Source organism: Cytobacillus purgationiresistens, assembly GCF_030813235.1.
Classification (GTDB): domain Bacteria; phylum Bacillota; class Bacilli; order Bacillales; family Cytobacillaceae; genus Cytobacillus; species Cytobacillus purgationiresistens.
On the sequence record NZ_JAUSUB010000001.1, the window covers coordinates 256,750 to 269,002 of the forward strand.

General features: G+C 37.0%; 12 protein-coding genes and 1 pseudogene. 11 read left to right on the forward strand and 2 right to left on the reverse strand.

What is annotated here, in order from left to right; genetic code table 11:
• Nucleotides 1–146 precede the first annotated feature (146 nt).
• The 6 genes from J2S17_RS01380 to J2S17_RS01405 all read left to right on the forward strand — a co-directional run bounded on the left by J2S17_RS01380 (nucleotide 147) and on the right by J2S17_RS01405 (nucleotide 3,954).
• Complete coding sequence (locus J2S17_RS01380) at nucleotides 147–734, forward strand: TetR/AcrR family transcriptional regulator (protein ID WP_307471162.1); 588 nt, start codon at nucleotides 147–149, stop codon at nucleotides 732–734.
• A 110-nt stretch (nucleotides 735–844) separates the two neighbouring features.
• Nucleotides 845–1,105 (forward strand): YqeB family protein, encoded by a 261-nt coding sequence (locus J2S17_RS01385; protein WP_307471164.1) that lies wholly within the window; start codon nucleotides 845–847, stop codon nucleotides 1,103–1,105.
• Entirely contained in the window at nucleotides 1,077–1,331 is a 255-nt protein-coding gene (locus J2S17_RS01390; protein WP_307471166.1) for a YqeB family protein, read from the forward strand. The genes J2S17_RS01385 and J2S17_RS01390 overlap by 29 nt, the downstream gene beginning before the upstream one ends.
• A gap of 242 nt (nucleotides 1,332–1,573) precedes the next feature.
• Nucleotides 1,574–2,200 carry a SafA/ExsA family spore coat assembly protein gene (gene safA, locus J2S17_RS01395; RefSeq protein WP_307471169.1) on the forward strand — a complete coding sequence of 209 codons (627 nt, stop codon included), beginning with the start codon at nucleotides 1,574–1,576 and terminating at the stop codon, nucleotides 2,198–2,200.
• Nucleotides 2,201–2,314: 114 nt separating this feature from the next.
• Nucleotides 2,315–2,617 (forward strand): hypothetical protein, encoded by a 303-nt coding sequence (locus J2S17_RS01400; protein WP_307471170.1) that lies wholly within the window; start codon nucleotides 2,315–2,317, stop codon nucleotides 2,615–2,617.
• Between the two features lie 101 nt (nucleotides 2,618–2,718).
• The gene (locus J2S17_RS01405) at nucleotides 2,719–3,954 is read left to right on the forward strand and encodes an MFS transporter (protein WP_307471172.1); all 1,236 of its coding nucleotides are present in this window, start codon (nucleotides 2,719–2,721) and stop codon (nucleotides 3,952–3,954) included.
• A gap of 130 nt (nucleotides 3,955–4,084) precedes the next feature.
• Here J2S17_RS01405 and J2S17_RS01410 read toward each other — a convergent pair whose 3' ends face one another.
• On the reverse strand, nucleotides 4,085–4,537 hold the full coding sequence (locus tag J2S17_RS01410) for a cupredoxin domain-containing protein (RefSeq protein WP_307471174.1): 453 nt from the start codon (nucleotides 4,535–4,537) through the stop codon (nucleotides 4,085–4,087).
• 203 nt (nucleotides 4,538–4,740) lie between these two features.
• Between J2S17_RS01410 and J2S17_RS01415 the strand changes: the two genes are divergently transcribed.
• From J2S17_RS01415 to J2S17_RS01425, 3 genes are all read left to right on the forward strand, one after another.
• Entirely contained in the window at nucleotides 4,741–6,147 is a 1,407-nt protein-coding gene (locus J2S17_RS01415; RefSeq protein WP_307471176.1) for a helix-turn-helix domain-containing protein, read from the forward strand.
• A 263-nt stretch (nucleotides 6,148–6,410) separates the two neighbouring features.
• On the forward strand, nucleotides 6,411–7,271 hold the full coding sequence (locus J2S17_RS01420) for a GNAT family N-acetyltransferase (protein ID WP_307471178.1): 861 nt from the start codon (nucleotides 6,411–6,413) through the stop codon (nucleotides 7,269–7,271).
• A 29-nt stretch (nucleotides 7,272–7,300) separates the two neighbouring features.
• The gene (locus J2S17_RS01425) at nucleotides 7,301–8,254 is read left to right on the forward strand and encodes a phosphoglycerate dehydrogenase (RefSeq protein WP_307471179.1); all 954 of its coding nucleotides are present in this window, start codon (nucleotides 7,301–7,303) and stop codon (nucleotides 8,252–8,254) included.
• A gap of 165 nt (nucleotides 8,255–8,419) precedes the next feature.
• On the opposite strand, the pseudogene J2S17_RS01430 reads toward J2S17_RS01425, so the two are convergent.
• A pseudogene (locus tag J2S17_RS01430) lies at nucleotides 8,420–8,999 on the reverse strand (helix-turn-helix domain-containing protein).
• Between the two features lie 274 nt (nucleotides 9,000–9,273).
• Here J2S17_RS01430 and hutU point away from each other — a divergent pair.
• Together hutU and hutI are read left to right on the forward strand one after the other, a co-directional pair.
• A complete protein-coding gene (gene hutU, locus J2S17_RS01435) occupies nucleotides 9,274–10,935 on the forward strand; it encodes a urocanate hydratase (RefSeq protein ID WP_307471181.1) in 1,662 nt (553 codons plus the stop codon).
• 36 nt (nucleotides 10,936–10,971) lie between these two features.
• Entirely contained in the window at nucleotides 10,972–12,249 is a 1,278-nt protein-coding gene (hutI, locus tag J2S17_RS01440; RefSeq protein ID WP_307471183.1) for an imidazolonepropionase, read from the forward strand.
• Nucleotides 12,250–12,253: the final 4 nt, after the last annotated feature.

The following is a 12,253-nucleotide window of genomic DNA, read 5'->3' on the forward strand; positions in this document are numbered from 1 at the left end:
TTATTATAAAGATAAGTTTGCAATCTGTCATTAGTCTAGAGGCTGAAAAATCCATTCTGATTGACAAAATCGTTTATATTTGATAATTTTTGATTAAACAATCAAAAATTTACTCGTTTAATCAATTCGCATCGGAGGCATGTAAAATGGCTGACTCATTTATAGCTGAAGCAAGAAGGGAACAAATTATTAAGGCCTGTATTGATACTCTTGAAGAGATTGGATATGCCAATATCAGTTTAACAAAAATCGCCCGGAAAGCAAAAATAAGCACAGGATTAATTTCCTACCATTTTTCAGATAAAGCTGATTTAATTAATCATACGCTTATATATTTAATCTCTAAACAACTAGACTTTATTAGCGAAAAAGTAGTTCATAAGAATACAGCTACTGAACAATTACTGGCTTTTATAGATTCCAGCTTGATTTATCAAGAGACTAACCCAAATAACAATATTGCATTGATTGAGATCGTATTTAACGCGCAAACTCCCGACAAAGTTGCTTATTATAGAATCCCTGATGAGGAAGAAGATCATCTATATACAATGCTGAAAGATATTCTAATTGAAGGAAAACGAAATAAAGAATTTACAAGGGATTTTGATACAGACGTAGTCGCTATAATGATTCAAGGGGCAATATCCGAGAGCATGCTTAAAAGCATGAATCGATTTACATTTGATTATAGGGCCGAACTTAATAAGATGGTCATGAATATGATTAAGTAGTAATAAGAATATAAAGCACAAGCCAGTGCTTTTTTTATCGGTTAAAAATTGATTATCTAATCAAATAATATTATGTTTAATCAATTAAAAATTGGAAAGGGGAATGTCGTATGACTTATAATGGAAATCAATTGAGGTTGGGGCTGACAGCTTTAGAAAAAAGCTTTGTACTTATTGTACCGATTATTGGAGGAGCGTTAATTGGCTGGTTTCTGCCATATTTAATAGAATTACTTAAAAAAATACCATTTCTCTCATCTCAAGGTTGGCTGTTTTTACTCGATTCATTTAATCCTTTTTGGGTAATCTTCCATTGCGACCACCCTTGGAATCATCGCCGGATTGATCCTGGCTCTCATTGTTTTAAGTGAATCACTTGAAATAACCATTGAAGATAAACAGATACTATTAAAGATGGATGACAAGGTTGAGTCTCTTCATAAAGAGGAGATATCTGCAATCTTTATCGATAACAATGAGCTAACCATTCTCAGTAAAAGTGGCCATGAACTTTATCGAACAACAACTGATATAAGGGTAGAGACAATGAGTAGATTCAATAGCGTACCGAAAATTACAGAGTCAGGTAGCTGTTGAATAAATGAAATTCTATATATATAGTAATTAGAGGCAATGGTCATTGCGGTGAAAAATAGAAACCATAAGTATCTGGGTTTTATTATGCATTTATTACTAGCCCCTTTTCACTATAATTATATGATAATTTGGATAATAAAGGAATATATCTTAAATAAATAAATCCACTAGGAACACATTTAGGAAACTACCCCAACAATTACCGCTTCAATAGATTCGTAGTTTCTGGTTTAATGATAAGTATGAAAAAAATAGTTAGATTTACACTCATTATTATGTTGTCTGTTACTTTTGTCTTTGGTTTTAAGAATGATGCTAGTGCATCGATGGTACATACTATCAAATCAGGAGATACAATGTGGAAAATCGCAGTTCAGTACCAGGTGGGCGTTACTGAAATTATTCAAGCGAATCCGCAAGTTTCGAATCCTGATGTGATTTATCCGGGTCAAAGCATGAATATTCCGACCTTAAACGCAGCGGTTATGAATATGGAAGCTGAAGTGGTAAAGCTAGTGAACCAAGAGAGAGCAAAGCATGGATTAAAAGCGTTAACGCCTAAGTGGGAACTATCTAGAGTTGCCAGGTTTAAATCTCAAGATATGATTGATCGCAAATATTTCGACCATAACTCCCCTACATATGGAACGCCATTCAAAATGATTACCGACTTTGGTATTCAATATCGATCCGCTGGTGAAAATATTGCTGCAGGACAAACAAGTGCAGAAGCAGTTGTGAATTCCTGGATGAACAGTGATGGGCATCGCAAAAACATACTATCCAATCAATATACTGAAATTGGAGTAGGGTATGCAAAGGGTGGATCATACGGCCATTATTGGACACAGATGTTTATCACTAGATAAGAATGATAAAGATAGAAAAAGTGTATTCCTGAGGAATATGCTTTTTCTTTTTTGTCATTACCAAATCCCAGTTTATGTTAAACTATAGAAAAAGCGGTAATAGGAGGAGGTTTGTTGAAAAATGTTCAAGATTCAATGTTTTCACTTGAAAATGGTCTTCTGTGGGGATTGATTCTAATCGTTATTCACTTTATCTCTGTAACTAGCTCAATGGCGATCTTCACTTCTATTTATCGAGAGAGTCATAAGAAGGGGTATATCTTTTTAGGTCAGTTTTTGGTCGGAGGTATATTTGTACTTTTTTACCTATATAAATTCTCTGTAGCACTAGGAGTCATCTCCATCGCAGTGATACTTGCTGTCGTTCTTTTTGCACTGTATTGGGTAAGGACTAGAATAGATATGGAGGATACTTAAAACTTCTTTAATCAATCGCTTATTGGATTTTTCTATTACACAGATCTCATATAAACATGTGATGCAATGTGAGTCCAAACATTCATTTAGGAGCTAAATACATGAAGATAAAGACTTTAAAAGATTGGAAAGACCCTGCACTGCTGTTAACATCAATTGGTCTTTCAAGTATGGGTGATTTTATATACTTAGTCGCGATAAACATTATTGTATATCAAATGACTGGATCAGCAGCGGCGGTGGCAGCTTTATGGGTGATTGCTCCCATCGTCAATATTGCAACTAAGTTTTGGACTGGGAGCTTTATAGATTATCGCAGCAAAAAGCATATTATCATTACTTCCTATTTTCTCCGGGCGTTTTTTATTTTCTTTATTCCTTTTGCACCTAATATGTTTTTTATTTATTTGATATTAGTATTATTAAGTGTGGCAAAATCTTTTTTTGTACCAGCTTCCATGACTTATATAACAATGATCGTGCCAAAAGAAAAAAGAAAGCGATTTAATTCTGTACGTTCCTTTGTTTCATCTGGAGCTTTTATTATTGGTCCGGCTTTAGCGGGTGTGTTCATTCTAACAACGAATATACATTTGACGCTATGGATTAATACTATATTCTTCATTCTTGCCGGAGTATTAACGGTGTTTTTACCTAAAGAGAGAATGGACCATCAAATGATTCCCAAGCTTTCCTTCTTACAAATAAAAACCGACTTTACGGCTGTAATACAATTTATTCATAACAACAAATATGTGGCTTTTATATATATAAGTTTCTTAATGGTCACTCTTTTCTCCTTTGCGATGGATACACAGGAGGTTGTTTTTACCCAAGATGTTGTTGGGCTTTCTGAAGTGGATTATACGCTTCTCATCAGTATTACAGGTATCGGCTCCTTGGCTGGCGGACTTATTTTGTCGGTATTTTCGAATAAGATATCTATAAGGTACATGATAGTCATCGGCTTAATTATGATGACAAGCGGTTATGTAATATATGCGTTTTCATGGTCTTTTCTATCTGTTACTATTGGTTTTATTATTCTTGGCTTTTTTAATATATTTTTAAATGCAGGGATAATGACATTCTACCAAAATAATATTCCTGTCCAATTGATGGGAAGAGTAACAAGTATATTTCAACTGATTGAGAGCGTTTTTCAAATTTTGTTTATCCTTATGATCGGTGTGATTGCAGATTGGTTTTCATTACGATTGACAATCGTTACACTCGCAATATTGATGATGTTGAGTTCATTTGTATTTATAATTTTTGTATTGAATCCACAGAATAAGCAGTTTTATAAGGAGGAGCAAGAAAATCTTCAAGCATAAAGGAAAACCGCAGGTGATCTCCTGCGGTTTTTATCACACTTAAGTAAAGAATAAAAAAGCTCAGAAAATCATATCGACTTAGTGTCCAGGTTTAATTCAAATATCAGTGTCTTCCTTTCAAAAGGCTCTTCTATTTGACCACGATATAAGCAATCATTTGCCCTGCCTCACCATGATGTGCATGTGTATCACAAATGAGCTGATAGGTTCCTTTTTTGTCAAATTCCAATGGAACGACTGTTTCCTCACCCTTGGCAACCGTCCCTTTTATATCCGTTCCTTCAATGTAAAATGGGTGTTCACTTCCCATAACTCCAAGGATTTTTAAATTGACCTTTTCTCCCTTTTCAAGGAAAATCGTCCCTGGATCCCATCGATAAACCTCTACTTCTTCTCCACTGGGCATTTTTGTTTTATATTCCCCTGTTACCATATGAATCTCTCTAACATTTTTATCATCTGAAGAACTGAATACTGATACACTGCCAGATTTAGAAAAGAACCAGACGGATGCAGATACGATGATGGCAAAGACAAGCAGAGCCGTAATGATTGATCTTTTTTTTATTACTAAAAATTGCATGGGCCATTCTCCTCCTATTATGTTCGTCCCTATATAGATATGCGAGGGGTAGCAGATAACTTGTCTCTTTTTTTGATTTTTTTCTGAATATTTATTTACATTTCTGTTATGCTTTCGGATAATAAAGGGAAAAAGGGTGTGGCAGCATATACAAGGTACTTGTCGCCAATAGGGATGAATATGATACGAACGGGATGATGTGGTTGTTAAATACAACGATGACATCATGGCAAGTAGATGCAATCAGTGATGAAAGAATGCTGATAGAGAGGATTGAGTCCTTTCGCCCCGATCTTCTCATTTTAGAATTAGAGATGATAGCAGATTTGAATTCAGTAATGAAAGTACTAAATATTGTGAAGCCGGTTATTTGTGCACTAACATTGGAAGCCACATTTGCCCAGGCGAAAAAAGCGATTGAGATAGGAGCAGCGGAATTATTACTAAAGCCCATATCGCCGGAAATAATTTTAAAGTCAGTGCAAAAATTCTATCGCCAAAGTGATGAAAGAAAAGAATCGAAAGGTTTAATTGCAAAAAACAGTGGAGAGGAGATAAAGTATCAGGAGCTTTTTCTAAATGAAAAAGACGGCCAGAGAAACCCCTTTTGCTTTGGTCTCAAAACGGAAAATACGAACACATTGCCAAAAATTTATGCTTCTCTAGAGCAATACAAATTCAAAAAGCCAATTTTTTCATTTATATTAAGCGACATGGTCATTTGTTTTACACATCATAAAGAGATAGATTGGAAGAATGAGTGGAGCAGGTTTCTCCGCGACTTGCAGGAGTCCCAATCAGAGCCGTTGGCTATCGTCATATTAACTGAGAATATTCAAGGAGATATTAAGCAAAAATACTCAGAGGTAAGACAGTTAATGGAATTGACTTTTTATTTAGGGTTTAATCAAATCATTCATGATTCAACCATGGTCCATTGGAGATTTCTTGATCCCTTTCTTTCACCAGAAGAACAGCAGCTATGGATAAATCTATTGAATGAAGGTGAAATAGAAGAGATCAAACAATGGCTCTATAGGGAATTCCTTGAATTCACTCTGCCATATCCAGACCCTGGAATAATCAGAATTAGATTGACTAGTATTCTTGCACAAATAAGAAGATATATGATCAGTTATCGACTAGTGAGCAATCCGTTTGAAGAACAGTATTTACAGCTGTTCCAGAGGATTCTATACTCGCCTGTCATATATCGGATTATCGAAGCATTCATTGCGTTCACATCGAGAATAATAGAGGATGTGAAGCAGCATCAAGCTGTGAAACATGTAAATCTGCCAGAACGGATCTTAAGCTATCTAGAAAGCAACTATATGAATGCTCAATTAACCTTAGAGGCAACTGCTCAGCATTTTCAAAGGAATGCCAGTTATACTAGTACGGTTATCTCGAAAAAATATGATAAATCATTTAGAGTGCTTTTAAATGAGATTAGAATGAAGCAGTCTATAAAATTATTAAAAGAAACGAATCTCTCCATTAAAGAAATTTCAACAGCATGCGGATTCGCGAGTCAGCAATATTTTAATAAAGTGTTCCATAAATACTTGAACCTATCTCCAACTCAGTATCGCAAGAAAAGTGAATGATCCTCGAGGCCATGGCCATGAATCTTATCTGTTTTGAAGCATTTCCGTGATTTTTAGATAAGAATCCGGCACTTTCTTATCAATTTTAGGGCATTCCTGATAAAAGATAAGAATACACCTTTAAGGTTGTTTTCAATATAGTTCATGGCGGTGAGAAGCATCGCCATGTTTGTTTTGTATGAATATTAAGGCTATTAAGCATTGGAAGAAAGAATAAGCAAGGAAACATGTTTGAAAGAAATCAAGTATTAGGAGAAAAGAAGATGAAAGAACCGCATCAGCTTAGCATAGTACAACTGAATGAAGAGGATATCCCAGGATTAATAACACTTTCAGATTCAGTTGGTTGGGATTATGATAAAGAAGAAATACATACGATTCTATCAAGTGGATTTATCTACGGTCATAAAAGTGAGCAAGGGGAAATCGTCTCGAGTGCTGCAGTCATTCAATATGATTCTGTTCTAGCATCTGTAGGGATGGTGATTGTTCACAATGGCTTTAGACGAATGGGGTTGGCAAATGAGTTAATGGAAAAATGCATACATACGGTTTCTGATCGGATGCCAATTATGCTTATTGCTACTGAAGAAGGAGAACCATTATATAAAAAAATCGGTTTTACTACCGTAGCATCTGTTCAAAAACATCTATGTCATCGGTTTGAACCTATTCCACTGGCAATAGAACATAATCAAAGTCTAGAAATATATACAAACAGTGATTTTTCCGCCTTACATCAATTAGATCGCCTTGCATTTGGTGGAAGCAGAGAAACTTTTCTCGAAAAAAGGATCGATCAAGCTGAAGAATGTATCCTGTTAAAGGAAAACAATCGCATCATAGGATATGGGATGGCGGTAAGAGCTCCTGCTACCCTTAAAATAGGGTCAATTGTTGCCCCTCATTCAGATGCAGCATTATTAATAATTGGCAAGCTTGCACAGAACCGAAAGGAAACGCTTAGATTAGATATTCCAAGTGATCAAAAGAATCTTTCTGCACGACTTGCACCATATGGATTTCAGAAAGTCAACGAACCACCTGTCATGATGTTTAACGGACTTAAAATGCCAGAACGAAACCGCACTCTCTATGCAATTGCCGCACAAATATTTGGATAAATATTGACCATCATAAGGAGGACAACTTAGTGAAAGCATTATTTTTAATCAGAGACCCATTTGTAGAAAAGTATCCCGAGTTAATCCAAAATGCTAGAAACTTAGCGTTAGATGTGAAAGTGATCAATAGCGATAGAGGTATGAACAAGCAAACCTTGTTTGAGGAAGTTAAAGATGTTGATATCATTGTTGTTGCGATTGTGAAAATAGACAAAGAGGTCATCGACGCTGCTCCCAATCTTAAATACATCATTAAATTTGGTGCTGGATATGATAATATCGACGTTGACTACGCTCAAGAAAAAAATATCGTAGTTTCGAATGCCCCTGGGCAAAATGCACAGTCTGCAGCAGACCTTGGTTTTGCACTGATGCTGACAGCAGCCAGGAGCATCCCTATGAAGGATCATGAAATTAAATCATCACACTGGGAGTTATCGATGGGATACGAAGTGTATAACAAACGTTTGGGCATTATCGGCTTTGGCTCCATAGGACAAGCAATCGCCAAGCGTGCTGCGGGCTTTGATATGGTAGTTTCTGCCTATGGCAATTATAAAGATTATAAAGCAGCAAAAAGATATGATGTAAAGTTTGTAGAATTGTGCGATCTTCTTGCAACTTCAGATTTTATTATTATTTCGACGTCATTAACAGAACAAAATCGGGATATGATTAATCGTGAAACCCTCTCATTAATGAAGTCGTCCGCTTTCTTGATCAATATTTCGCGCGGTGGTTTAATCAATGAACAAGACCTGATTGCTGCTTTAAACGAAGGCGAGATTAAGGGAGCTGCTCTTGATGTTTTTAAAGATGAGCCTTCTATCAATAACTTATCAAAACTCCCTAATGTGGTTGCCACACCTCATATCGGGGGAGCTACCTATGAAGCAGTCGCTAACATCAGCAAAATTACAATTAGCAATATTGCAAAATTCATTAATAATGAAGAGCTTGAATACATGGTCTCTAAGAAATAGTAATAGAAATCATTGTTTTCTCCAGCAAGGTGTCATAATAAAAAAGTTGATTTTCACAAGGAATCAACTTTTTTATATGCTATAAACTCTCAACTGTTAATACAGTAACACTGAGTCTATTAATATGGTGAATGAGTGAAAAGAAGATTTACCTGTATTTCAATTTTAATTGATGATGTTCGTCATAATGAGAAGCTTCATGGTATGGAATGTTAGCATAAAGAAACTTGCGGTATCTTTCGTCAAATTATGATAACTATGGGGTGTAACTCCTGAAAACTGAAGTGCATCACCTGATCCGAGTTCATGCTTCATGCCTTGGAGTTCTAATGTTAACTTACCTTCTTTTATCATGATATACGCGTCCCCTAAGTGTGTTTTTGCAGTATGTGAACACCCTGGCTTTACTTCAACAATATATAATTCAATCTTTTTCTCAGGATGATAAGGGAAAAAAGGGTAAACCAGATAATTGCCTTCATTGATCTGTTACTGGATTAATTTCACTTATGTTGATTTTAGTAACTTCAGGCTTGTCTTCCTTCATAAAAAGTGAAAATGAAACGCGGAGTCCATTTGCTATCTTCCATAGAGTAGTGACAGTTGGGTTGGATTTTCCATTTTCAATTTGTGCAAGCATAGCTTTACTAACGCCTGTTAATTTGGACACTTGATCTAGAGTAAGGCTTCTGTTTTTTCTGAGGCTTGAAAGATTGTGTGCTACAAGAGATTGGATATCTTTCATGAAATTAATACTCCTTTATAATCAATAATTAATAACTCTTATTAAAAAGAAAAGACGTCACCACAAGATTTCTCAAATGCTCTTCCTTGGGAGAAAAATCTGAATTTTCATTTTTAAAAACAAAAAAACTAATAAAATCACAAAATTAACTTTTTGAAGCATCACATCTTTTGTTTAAAAATAATAAAATTACAACTAATCAAATATTAATTAACTTTATATTCTGAATCTTCTTGTTTAAACTTAATTTATACGTTTGAATGGAGGGGTAGAAATGAAGACAAATACTAAAAGAGAAATCATAAATTATACCGGCCCTGAATTGCATGCAAAAGGGTGGATTCAAGAAGCGGCGTTAAGAATGTTAATGAACAACCTAAATAAAGATGTAGCGGAAAAACCAGAAGACTTAGTGGTGTATGGCGGGATAGGCAAAGCCGCAAGAAACTGGGAGAGCTACGATGCGATTATTAAATCACTTCATGAACTGGAAAACGATGAAACTTTACTCATCCAGTCAGGAAAGCCTGTTGCTGTATTTAAATCTCATGCAGACGCCCCTAAAGTTTTAATTGCGAACTCAAATATTGTGCCAGCATGGGCGAATTGGGACACTTTTCATGAGTTAGATAAAAAGGGATTGATGATGTATGGACAAATGACAGCAGGGAGCTGGATTTACATTGGCAGTCAAGGAATTGTTCAAGGAACATATGAAACCTTTGCTGAGCTTGCAAGACAGCATTTTAGCGGATCACTAAAGCAGACGATTACACTTACAGCAGGTCTAGGCGGGATGGGTGGGGCTCAGCCGCTTGCAGTCACTATGGCTGAGGGCGTTTGCATTGCAATCGATGTAGACGAACATCATATTGATCGCCGGCTTGAAACAAAGTACTTAGACACTAAGGTATATTCAATCGAAGAGGCCATTACACTTGCCAAGCAAGCAAAGCAGGAAGGAAAACCATTGTCGATAGGATTATTAGGAAATGCGGCAGAGGTTTTGCCAAAAATGCTTGAAATGGGCTTTTTTCCAGATGTACTAACAGATCAAACTTCAGCACATGACCCGTTAAATGGCTATGTTCCTGAAGGCTACTCACTGGAAGAAGCAACAAAGCTCCGAGAGGCGAACCCAACTGAATATGTTACAAAATCAAAGGCGAGCATGGCTACCCATGTGAAGGCGATGCTTGCAATGCAGCAAAAAGGAGTCATCACTTTTGACTATGGCAATAATATTCGTCAAGTAGCGAAGGATGAAGGAGTCGAAAATGCATTTGATTTTCCTGGATTTGTTCCAGCTTATATTCGTCCTTTATTTTGTGAAGGGAAAGGCCCTTTTCGCTGGGTTGCTTTATCAGGTGATCCTGAGGATATTTATAAAACAGATGAAGTGATATTAAAAGAATTCGCGTATAACGAACATCTATGCAATTGGATCAAAATGGCGCGCGAAAAAATCCAGTTTCAAGGATTGCCGTCACGGATTTGCTGGCTGGGGTATGGAGAAAGAGCCAGATTTGGCAAAATTATAAACGATATGGTAGCGAGCGGCGAATTGAAGGCTCCGATTGTTATAGGTCGAGATCACTTAGATTCTGGTTCAGTTGCTTCTCCAAACAGAGAGACAGAAGGTATGAAGGATGGCAGCGATGCAGTAGCAGATTGGCCAATCTTAAATGCCATGATCAATGCAGTAGGCGGGGCAAGCTGGGTTTCCGTACATCATGGAGGCGGTGTCGGTATGGGGTATTCTCTCCATGCAGGTATGGTCATCGTTGCTGATGGAACCAAAGAAGCCGAAGCAAGGCTTGATAGGGTATTAACAACTGATCCGGGGATGGGCATTGTCCGGCATGTGGATGCAGGCTATGATTTAGCAAAGCAAACTGCAAAGGATAAAGGCGTTCAAATTCCGATGATGGATTAATATTTTGCTTAAATAGGGAGAAGGGGGAACACTCCAATGAATAACAAATCAATTTTTATAAAAAATGCCAATCAAATGATTACCTTAAAAGGTAGCTCTAGCACACCGCTAACTAAAGAAAAAATGAGTGAATTAAACATGATAGAAAATGGTGCTGTTTGGATTGAAGGCGACCGAATCGATGCTGTCGGGACCACTGAAGAACTACTTGCAAAGTATAAAAATAAATTGGAAGAGGCAGAGGTTATAGATGTAACAGGAAAAATTATGCTGCCTGGTCTTGTTGATCCTCATACACATCTTGTTTATGCCGGCAGCAGGGAAGAAGAATTCAACATGCGGTTAAACGGTGCAACATATATGGAAATCATGAATAATGGCGGTGGCATCCATGCCACAACGTCAAAAACAAGAGCTGCCTCTGAAGACAGACTTATAGAAGAAAGTTTGGTTAGATTAGATCGTTTTCTTCTTCATGGCGTTACCACCGTTGAAGCAAAAAGCGGCTATGGGCTCGATTGGGAGACTGAATATAAGCAACTTCGAGCTGCGAAAAAATTAGATGAAATGCATTCTATTGATATTATCAGTACATTCATGGGAGCGCACGCTGTTCCTGCTGATTTTAAAGAAAAACCTGACGCCTTTATCGATTTAATCATCGAAGAAATGCTCCCAAAAGTTGCAGCTGAAGGATTAGCAGATTTTAACGATATTTTTTGTGAACGGGGGGTATTTACCCCGGAACAATCCCGCAAGCTTTTGGAAGCAGGCAAGAGTTATGGATTAATACCTAAAATACATGCAGATGAAATTGAACCGTATGAAGGAGCAGAGCTTGCTGCAGAGGTTGGGGCGATTTCAGCCGATCATCTTCTGCGTGCTTCTGAAAATGGTATTAAGAGAATGGCAGAAGCAGGTGTGATTGGTGTGCTCCTGCCCGGCACTGCATTTTTCTTGATGGCAGAGGCCGCGAAGGGAAGAAAAATGGTTGATCAAGGAGTAGCCGTTGCGTTGTCAACTGACTGCAATCCGGGATCTTCGCCTACATGCTCCACTCCCTTTATGATGAATCTTGCTTGTATGAATATGGGGATGACTCCTGCAGAAGTGATTACAGCAACAACGATTAATGCTGCTCATGCCATTAATCGAGGAAATGAAATAGGAAGCATTGAAATAGGGAAGAAGGCAGATTTACTAGTATTGGACGTCCCTAATTATATGCAAATGCAATATCATTACGGAATGAATCATACTGATACAGTGATAAAAGCAGGCAAGGTTGTTGTAAAAGGCGGAACGATTGTCTAAATGC

Bases quoted from the DNA above. Each gene is read 5' to 3' on its own strand.
- J2S17_RS01380 (WP_307471162.1), top strand. From the start codon at position 147: ATGGCTGACTCATTTATAGCTGAAGCAAGAAGGGAACAAATTATTAAG.
- J2S17_RS01385 (WP_307471164.1), top strand. From the start codon at position 845: ATGACTTATAATGGAAATCAATTGAGGTTGGGGCTGACAGCTTTAGAA.
- safA (WP_307471169.1), top strand. From the start codon at position 1,574: ATGAAAAAAATAGTTAGATTTACACTCATTATTATGTTGTCTGTTACT.
- J2S17_RS01405 (WP_307471172.1), top strand. From the start codon at position 2,719: ATGAAGATAAAGACTTTAAAAGATTGGAAAGACCCTGCACTGCTGTTA.
- J2S17_RS01410 (WP_307471174.1), bottom strand. From the start codon at position 4,537: ATGCAATTTTTAGTAATAAAAAAAAGATCAATCATTACGGCTCTGCTT.
- J2S17_RS01420 (WP_307471178.1), top strand. From the start codon at position 6,411: ATGAAAGAACCGCATCAGCTTAGCATAGTACAACTGAATGAAGAGGAT.
- hutU (WP_307471181.1), top strand. From the start codon at position 9,274: ATGAAGACAAATACTAAAAGAGAAATCATAAATTATACCGGCCCTGAA.
- hutI (WP_307471183.1), top strand. From the start codon at position 10,972: ATGAATAACAAATCAATTTTTATAAAAAATGCCAATCAAATGATTACC.